The sequence below is a fragment of the Collinsella aerofaciens genome (assembly GCF_039836695.1).
In the GTDB taxonomy this organism is placed as follows: Bacteria; Actinomycetota; Coriobacteriia; order Coriobacteriales; family Coriobacteriaceae; genus Collinsella; species Collinsella aerofaciens_BD.
In genome coordinates, this window is the sequence record NZ_JBDPAC010000001.1 from 22998 (window position 1) to 38982 (window position 15985).

General features: G+C 62.1%; 15 protein-coding genes. 1 reads left to right on the top strand and 14 read right to left on the bottom strand.

All coding sequences use genetic code 11. From position 1 onward, the window contains the following. Nucleotides 1–11 precede the first annotated feature (11 nt). Entirely contained in the window at nt 12–776 is a 765-nt protein-coding gene (locus ABG996_RS00105) for a NifB/NifX family molybdenum-iron cluster-binding protein (protein ID WP_347479753.1), read from the top strand. Nucleotides 777–896: 120 nt separating this feature from the next. Here the strand turns inward: ABG996_RS00105 and ffh are convergent, their stop codons facing one another. From ffh to ABG996_RS00175, 14 genes are all read right to left on the bottom strand, one after another. Beyond that, nucleotides 897–2372: a signal recognition particle protein gene (gene ffh, locus ABG996_RS00110; protein ID WP_117637757.1), complete on the bottom strand. Its 1476-nt coding sequence runs from the start codon at nt 2370–2372 to the stop codon at nt 897–899. A 10-nt stretch (nt 2373–2382) separates the two neighbouring features. After that, a complete protein-coding gene (gene ftsY / locus ABG996_RS00115; protein ID WP_117564147.1) occupies nt 2383–3300 on the bottom strand; it encodes a signal recognition particle-docking protein FtsY in 918 nt (305 codons plus the stop codon). Further along, nucleotides 3300–6836, bottom strand: a complete 3537-nt coding sequence (smc, locus tag ABG996_RS00120) for a chromosome segregation protein SMC (protein WP_347479752.1) — start codon at nt 6834–6836, stop codon at nt 3300–3302. The genes ftsY and smc overlap by 1 nt, the downstream gene beginning before the upstream one ends. A 10-nt stretch (nt 6837–6846) precedes the next feature. Then, on the bottom strand, nt 6847–7572 hold the full coding sequence (rnc, locus tag ABG996_RS00125) for a ribonuclease III (RefSeq protein WP_195503185.1): 726 nt from the start codon (nt 7570–7572) through the stop codon (nt 6847–6849). A 3-nt stretch (nt 7573–7575) separates the two neighbouring features. Beyond that, the gene (locus ABG996_RS00130) at nt 7576–7818 is read right to left on the bottom strand and encodes an acyl carrier protein (protein ID WP_055286398.1); all 243 of its coding nucleotides are present in this window, start codon (nt 7816–7818) and stop codon (nt 7576–7578) included. A gap of 124 nt (nt 7819–7942) precedes the next feature. Continuing rightward, complete coding sequence (gene plsX / locus ABG996_RS00135) at nt 7943–8962, bottom strand: phosphate acyltransferase PlsX (protein WP_347479751.1); 1020 nt, start codon at nt 8960–8962, stop codon at nt 7943–7945. 87 nt (nt 8963–9049) lie between these two features. Continuing rightward, entirely contained in the window at nt 9050–9229 is a 180-nt protein-coding gene (gene rpmF, locus ABG996_RS00140; RefSeq protein WP_022094017.1) for a 50S ribosomal protein L32, read from the bottom strand. Between the two features lie 64 nt (nt 9230–9293). After that, nucleotides 9294–9848 (bottom strand): YceD family protein, encoded by a 555-nt coding sequence (locus ABG996_RS00145; RefSeq protein WP_347479750.1) that lies wholly within the window; start codon nt 9846–9848, stop codon nt 9294–9296. Continuing rightward, on the bottom strand, nt 9848–10345 hold the full coding sequence (locus ABG996_RS00150; protein WP_040358176.1) for an ATP synthase subunit B family protein: 498 nt from the start codon (nt 10343–10345) through the stop codon (nt 9848–9850). The genes ABG996_RS00145 and ABG996_RS00150 overlap by 1 nt, the downstream gene beginning before the upstream one ends. 68 nt (nt 10346–10413) lie before the next feature. After that, nucleotides 10414–10911 carry a pantetheine-phosphate adenylyltransferase gene (coaD, locus tag ABG996_RS00155; RefSeq protein ID WP_138112379.1) on the bottom strand — a complete coding sequence of 166 codons (498 nt, stop codon included), beginning with the start codon at nt 10909–10911 and terminating at the stop codon, nt 10414–10416. Then, complete coding sequence (gene rsmD, locus ABG996_RS00160; RefSeq protein WP_347479749.1) at nt 10904–11560, bottom strand: 16S rRNA (guanine(966)-N(2))-methyltransferase RsmD; 657 nt, start codon at nt 11558–11560, stop codon at nt 10904–10906. The genes coaD and rsmD overlap by 8 nt, the downstream gene beginning before the upstream one ends. Next, nucleotides 11557–13734 (bottom strand): ATP-dependent DNA helicase RecG, encoded by a 2178-nt coding sequence (recG, locus tag ABG996_RS00165; protein ID WP_347479748.1) that lies wholly within the window; start codon nt 13732–13734, stop codon nt 11557–11559. The genes rsmD and recG overlap by 4 nt, the downstream gene beginning before the upstream one ends. Before the next feature lie 10 nt (nt 13735–13744). After that, nucleotides 13745–15406, bottom strand: coding sequence for a DAK2 domain-containing protein (locus ABG996_RS00170; protein ID WP_347479747.1), 1662 nt, complete (start codon nt 15404–15406; stop codon nt 13745–13747). Nucleotides 15407–15433: 27 nt separating this feature from the next. Next, a complete protein-coding gene (locus tag ABG996_RS00175; RefSeq protein ID WP_022093773.1) occupies nt 15434–15790 on the bottom strand; it encodes an Asp23/Gls24 family envelope stress response protein in 357 nt (118 codons plus the stop codon). Nucleotides 15791–15985 lie beyond the last annotated feature (195 nt).

Consider the following 15985-nt stretch of genomic DNA (forward strand, 5'->3'; position numbering starts at 1 on the left):
AAGGAGGGCGCATGGCAGGAAGACGCGAGAAACTGCGTCGCGTCGGGATCATCCCCGAATACCGCGGCTTTACCCCTGACGGCCTAGCCAGCGGAGACGCCATCGACATGACGATCGACGAACTCGAGGTGCTGCGCCTGTGCGACCTGGAAGGCCTTAACCAAGAGGCAGTCGCACAGCAGATGGGCATCGCGCGCGCCACGGTGGCGGCAATTTGCAGTCGAGCACATCGCAAGGTGGCAAACGCGCTGGTCAATGGACGGGCGATCGTCATCGAAGGCGGCAATATCGCATACTCCCCCATCACCACAGCGACGGCCGTATGGCAAGCAAAGGAGGTCGACACCATGAGGGTGGCAACCACGTACGACAATGGCAACATCTTTATGCACTTTGGCCGCAGCGAGCAGTTCAAGATCTACGACATTCAGGACGGCAAGGTGCTCAACGAGCAGGTCGTGGGCACCGGCGGCACCGGCCACGGTGCCCTTGCGAGCCTGCTCGCCAACGGCGGCGTGGACACGCTCATCTGCGGCGGCATCGGCGGTGGCGCTATCAACGCGCTTGCCCAAGCCGGCATCACGGTATACGCAGGTGCCCAGGGCAGCTGCGACGCTTGCGTCGAGGCCCTTATCGCCGGCACACTCGCACAGAACGGCGAGGCCACGTGCGGCTGCCACGGCCATGACCACGAACATGCCCACGAACATAGTGAGTCCTGCAGCTGCCACGGCCATCACGAGCATGAGGGTCACGAGGGCTGCGGCTGCCACTAACGGCACGGCACCGCGAGCTCGAGGCGCGACGCTAAGCGCAACCCAACAATCAAAGCCAACAACAAAGGCCACCCGGTAGCTTCCGAGTGGCCTTTGCCATATCAAACTGGAATTAGAGCTCTATTTCTTATTGCGCATCTGCGCTTCCATCTGGCGCAGCAGCTCCATATCGGACTTGGGACCGCCCGTACCCAGGCCGCCCATGCCGCCCAGACCCATAGCGTCCAGGCCAGGGATATTGGGCATGCGCATCTTCTTGCCCTTCTTACCCTTTTTGCCCTTCTTGCCGCCGGCCTGTGCCTGATTGGCCATCGTACGCATGCGGCCCATCATCTTGTTCATCTCGCCCCACTGCTTCATAAGGCTGTTGACCTCGGTGGGGGTTACGCCGGCGCCCTTGGCGATACGCGCGCGGCGCTGGCCGTTGATGATGGAGGGACGCAGGCGCTCCTCCTTGGTCATCGACATGATGATGGCCTCGTTCTTATCGAAGATGCCCTCGTCCAGGTTGCCGCCCATCTGGTTGAGTGCACGCTGACCACCGGGGAGCATGCCCAGGATACCCTTCATGCCACCCATCTTTTTGACGGCTTTCATCTGGTCGAGCATGTCGTTCATGGTAAAGCCCTCGCGCAGCATGCGCTCAGCAGCCTCGAGCTGCTCGGCGTCGGCTGCCTCCTGGGCCTTCTCGATAATACCTACGACATCGCCCATGCCCAGAATGCGCTTGGCCATGCGATCGGGATAGAACGGCTCAAGCGAATCGGGTTTCTCGCCCATGCTCACAAACTTGATGGGCTTGCCGGTCACCTGGCGCACGGAAAGCGCGCCGCCGCCACGAGCATCGCCGTCGAGCTTGGAGATGATCACGCCGTCAAAGTCGGTACGCTCGGCAAACGTCGAGACGACGTTGACGATATCCTGGCCGGTCATGGCATCGACGACCATCAGCACCTGGTCGGGCTTGACGGCCTTCTTGATGTCGACGGCCTCCTGCATCATCTGCTCGTCGATCTGAAGACGACCGGCGGTATCGACGATGACCACGTCACGCAGATGGTCGACGGCCTCCTGGATGGCACCCTTGGCGATGTCGACCGGGTGCGCACCGTCACCGCGGAAGACCGGCACGCCGATCTCGCCACCAAGCGTGGCCAGCTGGTCGGCAGCGGCGGGACGGTAGACGTCGCACGCGGCGAGCAGCGGCGAGCGGCCCTGCTTCTTGAGCAGGTAGGCCAGCTTTACGGCAGCCGTGGTCTTACCGGAGCCCTGCAGGCCCACGAGCATGATGACGTTGGGGATACGGTTGCTAAAGACGAGCTTGCTCTCGGTTGAGCCGAGCATCTCGGTGAGCTCGTCGAGCACAATCTTGACGACGTTTTGCGCCGGCGACAGCGACTCCATGACCTCGGCGGTCATGCAGCGCTCCTTGGTCTTGGCAACGAACTCCTTGACGACCTTAAAGTTAACGTCGGCCTCGAGTAGCGCCATACGAATATCGCGCATGGCCGAAGTAATATCGGCCTCGGTCAGCTTACCCTTGCCGCGCAGGCGGTCAAATGTGTCGTTGAGGCGATCACTCAGGGAATCAAACACTAGTCACTCCTTAGTTGGACTCGCCCACCAGGGCGCGGCAGAAATCTTTGGCGTTAAACTCCTGCAGGTCATCGACCTGCTCGCCCACGCCGATGCGCAGGATCGGGAGCTTGAGCTTCTCGGCCACGGCCATGGCGATACCGCCCTTAGCCGTGCCGTCGAGCTTAGTCATGATAATACCGTCCAGGCCCAGCGCCTCGTTAAACTCGAGCGCCTGGTTCAGACCGTTCTGACCAGTGGCGGCATCGATCACAAGCACGACCGAGACCGGCATGGGGCCGGCGGCCATATTGGCGGCGCGCTTACGGGTCACATTGACCACCTTGGCGAGCTCGCGCATGAGCTCGGGGCTCGTGTGCAGACGACCGGCAGTATCGATGAGCACCAGGTCGCTGCCGCGCTTATCGGCCTCGTCGAGCACGTCATAGCACACGCTCGCAGGATCGGAGCCGCGGTCACGCTTGATGACGGGAACGCCGGCACGCTGGCCCCACACATCGAGCTGCTCGATGGCGGCGGCGCGGAAGGTGTCGGCCGAACCGATCACCACGTTCTTGCCGCGGGCGGCCATGGCGCTCGCAATCTTGCCGACCGTGGTGGTCTTGCCGGCGCCGTTGATGCCGACAAACAGCACGCAGCTCGGCGTATCAGAAAACGGGTCACGCTCAACAGGCACAAAATGGCCCTCGAGCTGCTCGGCCAGGGCGCGGCGAAGCTGCGGGGCGGTCTTGAGGTTCTTCTTGGCAGCGGCGTCACGCAGGTCATCGGAGACTTGAATGGCGACCTCGGCACCCATGTCACCCATGACGAGGGTATCCTCAAGGTCCTCCCAAAAATCCTCGTCGACCTCACCGCCAAAGTAGAAAACCTCGTTAAGGGCCTCGCGGCTGCGCTCAAGTCCGCGCGAGAGTGCGTCAAAGAATCCCATTATGCATTCACGACCTTTCCGGTTTCGCGATCGAGTTTTTGCGAGACGACGCGACTGACGCCGTCGGCTTGCATCGAGACGCCGTAGAGAACGTCAGCATCCTCCATAGTACGGCGCTGATGCGAGATTACCAAGAGCTGCGTATCGGAACGCAGCACATCGAGGGCGCCGATGAGCTTGGACAGGTTGGCGTCGTCGAGCGCCGCCTCGACCTCGTCCAGCACATAGAACGGCACCGTGCGCGTACGGTATACGGCAAAGAGCAGAGCGAGCGCCGTCAGGCTCTTCTCGCCACCCGACATGAGCATCATCTTGGTGATGCGCTTGCCGCGCGGCTGCGCCACGACCTCAATGCCCGTCTCGGCCGGATGCTCGGGGTCGGTCATCTCCAGATGCGCCTGACCACCCGGGAACAGCATGGCAAAGATCTCGCGGAAGTTCGCATCGACCTTCTCAAACGTCACTAGGAACGCCTTGCGCATCTTGCGGTCGATCGCCACGGTGATCTTGGTGAGCGCCTTGCGCGCGCTCTCCAGATCGGCCAGCTGCTCCTCGATGTAGTCGGCGCGGCGCTTGAGCTGCTCGTACTCCTCCATGGCAACTTGGTTAACGGGACCAAGGTTGTTGATCTGGCGCACAAGCTGGTTGAGTTCGCGCTCGGCGGAATCGCGGTCGGTAGGAGCAGGAAGCATGAGCGCTTCCTCGAGCACCGTCGTGCCATCGGCGGTAATGGCCTTGATGGCAGCCTCGACCTGCACCTCGAGCTTGCCACGCGCGACCTTGAACTCGTTTTGCGTGGCGGAGGCGGTATCGACTCGCTCCTTAGCGCGGGCAACCTCTGCCTTGGCATCCTCGATGGTCTTCTTGAGCGAAGCGGAGTCCGCCTCCTCCAGAGAGGCCTGGTCACGCAGGCGCGCTGCCCAATCCGACGCGCGTTCCAACAGGGCAGAATAGCGTTCGTGCATGGGATCGACGCGCAGGCGCAGCAGCTCGAGCGAGCGCGAGGCCTGGCGTGTTCCGCGGATACGACGGTCGATGCCCTCAAGACGATGCTCAAGGTCGGGCACGCGGCCCTTCAGCGAACGCAGGCGTTCGCTCGTCTGGGCTAGGCGAACCTTGGCGTCGGCGAGCTTGCCGGCAGCCTCGGAATCGTCACGGCGAACGCGGTCGAGTTCGTCGTTGGCCTCGGAAATCTGCAAGCCCAGATCGCTTGCCTGCGCGCGGGCCTCGTCACGCGAACGGGTGAGCTCGTCAACGCGCGGGCGCGCAGCGCGAACGGCTTCGGAGGCCTGCTCGCGGCGCTTGGAGATGCGCACGCGCTCGACCTCGGCATTGTTGGCGCTTTGCTCCAAGCGGCCGATCTCGGAAAGCAGCGAGCGGCGCTCGCCCTCAAGACGGGCGATCTCACCGGCGGCATCGCCCTCGGCGGCACGGGCCTCCTCGACGGCAGCGTTGGCCTCAACGACCTGATCCGACACATGCTCAAACACAGCGGCCAAATCGGGCTCAAGCCCCTCCAGCTCGCGAATGCGACGCTTACGCTCCAGAGCACCCGACGCCTCGCCGGCATCGAGGCCCACACGCACCAGGCCGCCGCAGGCGACGCGGGCGCCATCGGGGGTCACGTAAGTCACGCCGTCAACGACCGGCGCCGAAAGCGCGGCAGAAAGATCGTCCACTACGTAATAGCCGCCGAGCAGCGCCTCGACGACGGGTCCGTAGCCTGCGCGCACGGACAGACGATCAACCAGGCGGGTACCGGCAGCGCCCTCAGCGGCGGTAGAGCCGCTCACGCCGCGCGCCACCAGCAATGCCTCGCCCGAGGCCTTCTTTTGGTCCAGAGCCGCACGACCGGCACGCTCAAGCGTGGCGGCGTCATCAAACAGCAGCGCATCGATATCGCCGGCGAGCAATTGCTCAACCAGGCCCTCAAGCTCGCGCGGGGCCTCCAGCACGTCGCCCAGACGACCCAAGACATCGTCGCCCAGCGCACCCACCAGACGGCTCACGAGCGGCGAGCTGTCGGCCATGCGGGCATCGAGTTTCTTTTGGCTGGCAAGCTCCGAGCGCACCTCGGACAGCTTGTTGCGCGCCTCACTCTCACGATTACGCAAGTCCTTCAGGGCTGCACGGGCGACCTCGGTGGCCTCACGCGCATCGGCCTGGGCCTGGCGCGCTTCCTCAAGAGCGCCTTCAAGCTCCTCGGCGCGGTCACGACGGCTCTCGAGCGAGGCCATGACCTCCTCGAGCTGCTCGTCAATCTGCTCCAGGCGCGAGGCATACATGTTGTCCTCGACCTCGGCATTGCTCAGCGAGTCCTTCACCTTGGCGAGCTCGAGCGCGGCGTTATCGGCTACGCGCTGAACATCGCGATGCTCACGCGTAAGCTGCGAAATCTGATTGTCGAGCGCCACGCGCCGCTCGTGGAGCTCAGCGGCGGCAGGACCAGCGGCGTCAACGTCCTCCTGGGCCTGCATATGCGCACCGGTCACTTCCTCAAGCTGCGCACGCGCGTCCTCAAGCTCCTCGACCACGCGACGACGCTGATGCTCGGAGCTTGAAATCTGCCCGCGCATATCAGACAGGCGCGACACCATGTTGTGACCCTTTTCCTCGAGCAGGCGCATGTCGGAGTTAATGCGGCCGACCACATCTTGCATATGGCGGCGCTGCTCGCCCAGGTCGCCCACAAACAAGCCTTTTTCCTCGAGCATAACCTGGAGCTTCTCGAGCTCGCGCTCCTTTTCGCCCATGCGGTACTGCGCAAGCTCCAGCTCGGCGGCACCTTCCTTGGAGCGGCTCTCCAGATCGTTCCACTGCGACTGCAGCGAACGCAGCTCGTCGACGGCCAGCATCTGCGTAAGCTCGTTCGCGCGAGAGGACAGCTCTTTGTACTTGCGTGCGCGATCGACCTGACGCTCCAGCGGTCGCAGCTGACGGGCGATTTCCTTATTGATGTCGCGGGCACGCGTCAGGTGCTCGTCCATCGACTTAATCTTTTTGAGCGCGCGCTCCTTGCGGCGCTTGTGCTTGGAGATGCCGGCGGCCTCCTCGATGAGGGCGCGACGCTCCTCGGGGCGGCTCTGCAAAATGGCGTCGAGCTTGCCCTGGCTGATGATGGAATGCGTATCCTTGCCCAGGCCCGAATCGTGCAGGATGTCCTGAATGTCCATCAGGCGGCACGGACTCGAGTTGATGAGGTACTCGCTTTCGCCCGAGCGATACATACGACGGGTGATGGCAACCTCGTCAAAATCGACGGGCAGCATATGGTCCGAGTTATCGAGCACCAGCGTGACCTCGGCGACACCCACCGGCTTGCGAGCCGACGAGCCCGAGAAGATGACATCCTCCATGGCCTGGCCGCGCAGCTGCTTGGCGCTCTGCTCGCCCAGAACCCACAGGATGGAGTCAGAGATGTTCGATTTTCCCGAGCCGTTGGGACCGACGATGACGGTCAGGCCCGGCTCAAACGTCATATGGGCGCGGTCGGCAAACGACTTGAACCCTTTGAGCGTGAGGGACTTGAGATACACGGTTCCTCGCTTACACGTGCTTCTTGTTCAGAATCACGCCGTTGGTGGTGTAACCCATGCGGTCGAGCGCTTCGAGCGCGGCGGCTCCCTCGGCTTCCTTCTTTGAGGAGCCGGAGCCGCGACCCTGACGAATGCCATCGATGAGCACCACGGCGGTAAAGGTGGGCGCATGCGCCGGGCCCTCGGAGCCAACGAGCTTATACGCTGGGGGCTCGTGACCGTCGGCCTGCACGCACTCCTGCAAAAACGACTTGGGGTTCGCAGGATGCTCGGCACGCTCGGAAGCCAAATGCGGCTTAAGCGTACGGTGAATGAACTCCGCCGCCGCATCCCAGCCGGCATCCAGGTACAGCGCACCCACGAGCGACTCATAGACGTTCTCGAGGGCCGAATGCAGGCCGCGCGCACCAGTACCGGTCTCAGAGGCACCAAAGATGATGATGTCGTCGATGCCCAGCTCGTGAGAAACCTCGGACAGCGTAGCGCCCGAGACAAGCGACACCTTCAGGCGCGTGAGCTTGCCCTCGTCAAACTCCGGATAGGACTCAAACAGGGAGCGTGCGACCACAGCGCCCAAAATGGAATCGCCCAAGAACTCAAGGCGCTCATAGCTGGCAGAAACCGGCTGTCCCTCGACTGCCGAGGGATGCGTAAGGGCCGCGCGCAGCAGCACCTTATTGTTGAACTCGTGGCCCAGGATTTCCTGGGCCCGCGTAAGTCGGTCGGATAAAGCCAAGACTTAGGCCTCCTTGGCAGCTTCGATAGCGTCGACGGCGTCGGCGACAGAGTTGAGCGAGAGCAGGGTCTCGTCATCGATCTCGAGGTTGAACTCGTCCTCGATAGCCGTAACCAGCTGCAGGCGCTCGAGCGAGTTGGCATCGAGGTCGTCAAAGGTGGTCTCCTCGCTAATTTCGGCAACATCGACGCCCAGAACGTCAGCAGCGACCTCGGCGATCTTGTCGAAGATTTCGGAGCGGTCCATAGCGCTTCCTCTCATAGTGCATGAATACCAAAAGAATGGTACCGCCCGGGCGGTACCAAGACACGGTTCTGATTCTACCCCACGGCGTGCACCGCGAAGCACATAACAGCGCTCTAACTCGCTCTTATAAAACGATACCATCCATAGAGTTGGCGACATTCTCGACCAGCCCGGCGCGCACGGCTTCGGCCGCCGCGAGCGTACCGTTTTTGACAGCCTCGACTGAGGTGGCACCATGGCCGATCAGGACCACGCCGCGCAGGCCCAGAAGAATCGCGCCGCCCTTGGCGTCGCCAGAGAGCTTGGCCTTAATCTCGCGCATCTGCTTTTTAATGAGCAGCGCGGCGATCTTGGTGCCGAGCGAGGCCATAAAGGCGCCCTTGAGCTCCTGCAGCAAAAACTTGGCAGCGCCCTCAGTGGCCTTGAGCGCAATATTGCCCGACATGCCATCGGCAACGATGACATCGAAGTTACCTGAGGTGAGGTCGGTGCCCTCGCAGTTACCAACAAAGCCGGGAACGGCGGCCTTCATAGCAGGGAAACAGGCCTTGGTAAAGTTGGAGCCCTTCTCGTCCTCGGTGCCGTTGGCGAGCAGGCCCACGCGAGGATGCTCGATGCCCAGGACGACGCGGGCATAGGCGCTGCCCATCTGGGCAAAACGCACCATATCGTCAACCTCGACATCGGGGTTGGCACCCATGTCGCACAGCACCGTCAGACCGCCGGCGCGATTGGGCAGTGCATTGGTCAGACAGGGGCGCACCGGCTGCTTCTTGCCTTCGGCCTGATACCTAAACGGCGTCACGTAGGCGGTGGCAGCGGCGGTCATGGCACCGGTCGAGCCGGCGGAGAAGAACGCATCCGCGTTGCCCTTCTTAATGGCGCGGCAAGAAAGCACGATCGACGACTTACGCTTGGTCATCACGGCGCGAATGGGATCGTCATCCATGGCGATAACGTCAGGTGCCTCAAGGGCCTCAACACGTGCATGGGAAGCTGCAAAGGGATTGACGATTTCGGAGGGGCCAGCTGCCAAGACCTCGATATCGGGATCGGCGGCAAGCGCAGCCTCGATACCATCGAGAACAACCTGAGGTTTCTCGTCTCCGCCCACAACGTCTACACAAACGCGAACGTTACTCATATACATGCTCCTTATACAAAAATGGCCGACTCATTGAGCCGGCCATTGTGGTTCCATTTGGAACGGCATCGCATCCAGAGTATACCGTTACTCGGTAACGATAACCTCGCGGTCCTTGTAGAAACCGCAGCTGGGGCACACGTGGTGCGGAAGCTTGACAGCGCCGCAACGGGGGCACGTGGACTGAGCCGCAGCCGAGATCTTCATGTTGGCGGAACGACGGGTGTGAGTGCGGATACGACCCTGCTTTTGTTTAGGTACGGGCATAGTGACCTTCCTTATGAACTATCCAGTGTGGCGATTACGCGCAAGTAGCGATACTACCACAGTTTTACTCATCGAGCTTGAGATTCTTCAATGCTGCAAATGGATTTTCCGTGGCAGCGGCCCATTCTGCCTCTGCCTGGACGGCGCAATCGCATTGCTCGACGTTGAGATTGCGACCGCAAGTGGGGCACAGACCGCGGCAATCGGGCTTGCAGAGCACCACAAACGGCGTGTCCATAACGACCGCGTCATTGATGGGCTCACCCAGATCGATGATGCGGTCCTCACCCAGAAGCTCATAGCCGTCCTCGTAGACCTCGGGATCCTCGGGCACCTCAAAGAGATAAAACTCCTCGATCTCGCCGGCGATATCAAACGAGGCGGGCTCCAGGCAACGGTCGCACTCGCCGGTGGCGTGCGCGCGAACCATGCCCGTGAGCAAGACACCGGTACCGGCATTGGTAAAGACAACGTCGTAGTCGATGCCGTCCTGTAGCTGGTACTCCTTCTCGCCCACCGTGTAGGTGGCGACATCGACCTTACCGGTCAGCGGATACGAATCTCCAGGAAACTCGAGCTGCTCGGAAAGATCGACGGTAACGCTCGGGAACTCAGCCATTACCACTGACCATTCTGCTGGGCGGCACCCTCGTTGAGCTGCTGACGGCAACGGGTAACGGTGCCGGTCAGGCTCTTGAGGTTCTCCTCCAAGTGCGTAAAGACCTGCTCTGCGTAGTCCTCGGCAGCATAACGCGTCTCGCGCTCGTACTGCTGGGCACGATCGCGGATGTCGTCGGCCTGCTGCTGCGCAAGGCGGACGATCTCCTGCTCACCGGCAATGGTGAGGGCCTGCTGCTGAGCGTCGGCGATGATGGAATCGGCCTGAGCGGCGGCGGAAGCCATAAGCTCCTCGCGCTCCTTAAGGATACGGCGGGACTTCTGCCACTCCTCGGGATAGCTCATGCGGATCTCGTCGAGGATGTTGAAGAACACGTCGGCGTCGATGACCTTGAACTGAGCGTTCTTGCCGAAAGGCGGCTTGGCTTCCTCGATCAGCCCTTCGAGCTCATCGACCAAGCTGACGATCCTATCGCCAGGAAAATTCTCGCCCGGCATCCGGTCTCCTTTCATAGGTAACATATCATCGTGCTAGTTTACCACATGCCACCAGGCAATAAGAAACGTCACGAAAAGCGATGTTTGAGCGCTTCGACCACGTTGGACGGGACAAACGTCGATACGTCACTACCGAGCGAGGCGATCTGGCGAACAACCGAGCTCGAGATATAGCCGTACTGCGGCGCACTCATGACAAAGATGGACTCCAGCTCGCTATCCAGGCGATAGTTGAGGTCGGCCTGCTGCAGTTCATATTCAAAGTCGGTCATGGCGCGCAGACCCTTAACGACGGCGCCGGCGCCCTGTTCACGTGCAAAGTCGACCAGCAGGCCAGTGAAGGGCAGAACCTCGACGCCGTCGATATCACCGAGCGCCTCTCGGGCCAGCGCCACGCGCTCATCGAGCGTAAACGTGGTGCCCACACCGTTTTTACCCTGCGACTCGGCAACAGCGACGATCACGCTGGGAAAGATGCGGCGGGCGCGGCGGATCACATCGATATGGCCAAACGTGATGGGATCGAAGGTGCCCGGGACGATCACGCGATTGATGGTGTCATTCATGGGCGTCCTCCTGAAACGTCGTGGCATCGTTGTTGTCAGCATCGGTGCCGGCGCTATCGCCCTCACCATCGTCATCGCCGACCCAACGAAGCAGGTCGACCGAGGTAATGCCGTAGCGCTTCTCACGTACAGTCTCAAAGTCTGCCGGATGCGCGCCCGCATCGGCGGCGGCATGCTCAAACAGGGCATAAGCGCCAGGTGCAAGCAGACCCTGCTGAGCCAGGTTCTGCAGCAGTTCCTCGACCGGCTCGGCACCAAAAGCATAGGGCGGGTCGAGCAGGACCAGATCAAAGGGGCCGCCCGGCACGCGGCCGCGCGAGGCGCTCGCCAGCACGTCACCCGTCACCACACGCCAGCGCGCACGGTCACGGCAGAGCGACTCGATATTCTTGGTAATAAGCCGCGCGGCGTTGCGATCGATCTCAAAAGTCGTGAGCGAGCAGGCCCCACGAGAGAGCATCTCGATTCCCAGAGCGCCGGAGCCGCCAAAGGCGTCCAGCACACGAACATCGTCCAAATCGAAGTCGAATGCCGACATGACCATAGATGCGCACGCCTCACGTACGCGATCAGTCGTGGGGCGGGTAACATCGCGACCACGGGGCTCCTCGATCTTACGACCGCGCCATTCGCCGCCGATGATTCTCATCCTCCGCTGACCTCCTTAAAAATGTGTCGATATCGCATGGCGACCGCGTCGCGCAAGGGACGCGTCGCCACAGAGTCAAGGTTGCAAGCATACCGCAAGAGCTCGACCGCGTCCAAATGGGCCCATTCGATAAGGTCCTCATCGGCGTCCAGGTCCACAAAGCGCAAGGTCACGCCGCCATGCTGGCGGTACCCCAGAATTTCGCCCTCGTGGCGCAGACGCAGGTCCATCTGGGCGAGCGTAAAGCCATCCGAGGTTTTTTCGAGCGATTGCAGACGATCTTGCGCCGCCGACGCGCCGCCGTTGCCCTTGGAGTGTGTCATGACCAGGCACGTGCCCGACACGCTGCCGCGGCCCACGCGACCGCGTAGCTGATGCAGCGCCGCCAAGCCAAAGCGCTCACCGTTCTCGATGACCATGACGGTGGCGTTGGGCACGTCGACGCCCACCTCGACCACCGTAGTCGAGACGAGCACGTCAATCTCGCCACGCTTGAAGGCGTCGATCACGCGATCCTTCTCCCCCGCTGGCATACGGCCGTGAAGGCGCTCGATGGCAAGACCCGGCAACGCCAGACGCAGGCGATCGAGCTCGGTCGCCGTATCGTGCAGCGGCACAGGCACGGTCACGCGGCCCTCGTCGTCGCGGGCGATACCGGGCACGTCTTCCAGCTCATCGGCCGAGTCACTCGGCTCCACGAGCGGGCAAATCACGTAGGCCTGCTGACCCTTTTCATGCGCCTCGCGGATGGCGCCATAGGCGAGGTCGTGGCTCGACTCGGTGAGCACGCGTGTCGTCACGCCAGCGCCAGGTACAGGCCGATGGCGGATGATACTCGTGTCCAGATCGCCGTAGACCGAAAGCGCCAGCGTACGCGGGATCGGTGTCGCCGTCATAACGAGCAGGTCCGCACCGGGGCCCTTCGAGCGTAGGGCGTTGCGTTGGCCGACGCCAAACCGGTGCTGCTCGTCGATGACGACAAGCGACAGATGCTTGAACGCAACGTTATCCGAAAGCACCGCATGGGTGCCAAAGAGCACGTCAAGCTCGCCCGATTCCAGCTGGGCATGGATGCGCTCGCGCTCTGCGGCCGGCGTGGCGCCCGTCAGAAGCGCCCAGGACATGCCGGCCTGCGAGAGCAGAGGGCCAGTCTTATCGGCATATTGGCGCGCCAGAACGCCCGTGGGCGCCATAACGCAGGCCTGCGTGCCGCTATCGGCAGCCACTGCCAGCGCGCAGGCGGCAACGGCGGTCTTACCGGTGCCGACATCGCCCAGCAGCAGCCGGTTCATCACGCGCCCGCCATCGCACATATCGCGCAGGATATCTTGAAACGCGGCCTCTTGCTCGTCGCTCAGCGAAAACGGCAGGGCATGCTTGAGCGCTGCCAGGTGCTCGCCCGCGGTGTGGGCATAGGGCACCACATCGACCAGGCCGCTGTCGTTGCGCAGACGCAGCGCCAGCTGCAGGTAGAGGCACTCCTCGTAGGCAAGACGCCGGCGTGCGATGTCGCGCTCAGCCATGCTCGAGGGAAAGTGGATCGAACGCAACGCGCGGGCATTGCTCATGAGCTTCCGCTTTGCGCGCAGCGGCGCGGGAATCGGATCGAACGGATTGCCGACGACCTCGAGCGCGCCGCTTACAATGCGGCGCATCCATGCCTGGCTCACGCCGTCACTCACGTAATGGACCGGCAGGATAGTGCCTGCGGCACGCCCTTCCTCGAGCTTTTCAAAGTGCGGCGAGGCCATCTGCTTAAAACCGTAGGCAAACTCGACTTTGCCCATCACGGCCAGACGGTCGCCCTGCTTAAGCTGCTGGGCAATCCAGGGCTGGCGGAAAAAGGCGACTTGTAGCACGCCCGTCTCGTCCACAAGCGAGACCTCGGTCACCTGCATGCGCGGACGCGGCTGCTTTTGGACGATACGGTCGACCGTGGCGATGATGGTGCACACGGTACCGATGGGCGCCATCTCGATAGACCAAGAACGGGTAAAGTCGAGGTATCGATGAGGGATATGGAGAAGGAGGTCCCCCACCGTCCGAATTCCCAGACGGCGAAGGGCCTCCTCGCGTTTACCCGAAACATATTTGAGTCGCGCGATATCCTCGTCGAGCGCATTGCTCTGGGCAAAGCGCTCCGAGACGCGCGGCACGGAGCACAGCTCGGACATGGGCAGTTGCCTACTCGATCGAGAAGATCACGGGATAGAGCGGCTGCTCGCCACGATGGGCGTCGATCTCCAAGTCGGGCTGAGCCTCCTCGATAGCGTCGACGATCTCCTGGAAGGCCTCATCGGACAGCTCCTCGCCGGCCAGAATCGTCAGCGCGTCGCCCTCCTCTTCCTCCTGCATGCGGTTGATGCAATCGAGCGTGACCTGCTTCACGTCGGAGCCGACCACGTCGATGGAGCCGGCAATGATACCCATGACGTCACCGGAGTGAATCGGAGAACCGTCAGAGGCGCTGGAATCGCGCACAGCACGGGTGACCTCGCCATCGCGGACCTCGCTGATGGCGTCGACCATAGCGGCGACGGCATCCTCGAGCTCGGAATCGGGCAGGACCGCGAACAGCGCGGAGAAGGCCTGCGGAACGGTCTTGGTGGGAACGACGGCGACCTTCTTGTCGGTGCAGGCTGAGGCAGCGGCCTCGGCAGCCATGCGAATGTTGCCGTTATTGGGCAGGATGATGACCGAAGTCGCGTTGACCTTGTCCACCGCGCCCAGCAGGTCTGCAGTCGAGGGGTTCATGGTCTGACCACCCGACACGATCACGTCGACGCCGAGGGACTTAAGGATGTCGGCCTCGCCGGAACCGGCGGCAACGGCGACAAAGCCCAGCGCCTTGGCGGGCTCGGCGGCCTTTTCCTGATCCTCGTGGATCTTGGCGGTACGGTCGTGGGCCTCCATCTCCATGTTGTGGATAAAGACCTCATAGATCTGACCGAGCTGCAGCATGTGCTCGAGCACCAGGTTGGGGGTGTTGGAGTGCACATGGATCTTGTAATCGGGGTAGGCACCCACGAGCAGCTCGCAGTCGCCCATGGAGCCCAGGAACTTAAGACACTCGTCCTCGTCAAACGGGGCGTCGGCCTTGAACAGGAACTCGTTGCAGTAACGGAACTCCGAGCCCTCCCAGTCGTCGTTAGCCTCGATCTCAACGCGGCCAAGGGCCGCATCGCGAGCAGAGCCGGCAGAGTCAAACGTAGCGGAGAAATCCTCGACAACGGTGCTGCGGCCAAGCGCGGCGGCAACAAAGTTCTCGAGGAAGATGGCAAAGCCAAAGGCGCCGGAGTCGACCACGCCGTTCTCCTTCAGAACGGGCAGCAGGTCGGGCGTGCGGGCGACGGACTGGTACGCCTCGACGACGATGGCATCGAGCGCATCCTCGGCCGAGAACTTCTTCTTTTCGCACTCATCAGCCTTGGTCGAGACATCGCGCAGCACCGTGAGGATCGTGCCCTCGATGGGCTTGCGGACGGCCTGGAAGGCGACCTTGACGGCGCGACGGAACGCATAGGCGATATTGGCGGACGTGATGGGCTCATCGGCAGAGACGAGACCCTCGGCCACACCGCGCAGGATCTGCGAGGTGATGACACCGGAGTTGCCGCGGGCACCCATCAGGGAGCCGTGGGTGATGGCGCCGGCGATGGCTTCCATGTCGGCGTCGGCAGGAAGAGCAGAAAGCTCCTTGGTCACCGAGGCGAGCGTGAGCGACATGTTGGTGCCGGTGTCGCCGTCGGGTACGGGGAAGACGTTGAGCTTGTTGATCTCCTCGGCCTTGTCGGAAACGGCAGCCGCAGCGATCGGAAAACAGGTGCGAATGGTCTTTGCAATCATGGGTATTTGAATCTCCGTTTTCGGATGCTAGTTCAGACGGCTCTTGAGCGCGTCGATGTGAATGCCGATCTTAAGGCTGGCGGGATCGATCTGGGCGATCTCCTGCAGGGTAAAGGCAACGGAGCTCGAAAGATTGTGGCAGACGGACTTCATGTTAACGCCGTTCTCGAGCACGACGTGAAGATCGACCGTAAGGCCGTTCTCGTCGGCGGAGACAAGCACGCCCTTGCGGAGGCGCTGACCGGCAAGCAGGCGCACGCTCTCGGCGCCCTGGAGCTGCTCAGCCATACCGACGACGCCATAGCACGTCATCGCGGCATAACCGGCAATATCGGCAATAACGTCGTTCGAGACGCTCAGGCTGCCGTTAATGGTCTCAGACACAAGAATCTCCTTTTCTTGGTGCTCGCGGCACCATGTCGTGGGAGCAATCATTGCAATATTCTACAACGACCGCGCCATGTTGAGGTGGCGGGCCTCGGGATTACATCCTCGACACGAAATGTTGATACGGTAACGTTCGCGAACGGCGATCGCGACATGAAAAAACCCGCCGCATAAGCGACGGGTTTTACAACC

Bases quoted from the DNA above. Each gene is read 5' to 3' on its own strand.
- ABG996_RS00130 (WP_055286398.1), bottom strand. From the start codon at position 7,818: ATGGACCGCTCCGAAATCTTCGACAAGATCGCCGAGGTCGCTGCTGAC.
- ABG996_RS00145 (WP_347479750.1), bottom strand. From the start codon at position 9,848: ATGGCTGAGTTCCCGAGCGTTACCGTCGATCTTTCCGAGCAGCTCGAG.
- ftsY (WP_117564147.1), bottom strand. From the start codon at position 3,300: ATGGGATTCTTTGACGCACTCTCGCGCGGACTTGAGCGCAGCCGCGAG.
- ABG996_RS00150 (WP_040358176.1), bottom strand. From the start codon at position 10,345: ATGCCGGGCGAGAATTTTCCTGGCGATAGGATCGTCAGCTTGGTCGAT.
- recG (WP_347479748.1), bottom strand. From the start codon at position 13,734: ATGTCCGAGCTGTGCTCCGTGCCGCGCGTCTCGGAGCGCTTTGCCCAG.
- rsmD (WP_347479749.1), bottom strand. From the start codon at position 11,560: ATGAGAATCATCGGCGGCGAATGGCGCGGTCGTAAGATCGAGGAGCCC.
- coaD (WP_138112379.1), bottom strand. From the start codon at position 10,911: ATGAATGACACCATCAATCGCGTGATCGTCCCGGGCACCTTCGATCCC.
- rpmF (WP_022094017.1), bottom strand. From the start codon at position 9,229: ATGCCCGTACCTAAACAAAAGCAGGGTCGTATCCGCACTCACACCCGT.
- ABG996_RS00105 (WP_347479753.1), top strand. From the start codon at position 12: ATGGCAGGAAGACGCGAGAAACTGCGTCGCGTCGGGATCATCCCCGAA.
- plsX (WP_347479751.1), bottom strand. From the start codon at position 8,962: ATGAGTAACGTTCGCGTTTGTGTAGACGTTGTGGGCGGAGACGAGAAA.
- ABG996_RS00170 (WP_347479747.1), bottom strand. From the start codon at position 15,406: ATGATTGCAAAGACCATTCGCACCTGTTTTCCGATCGCTGCGGCTGCC.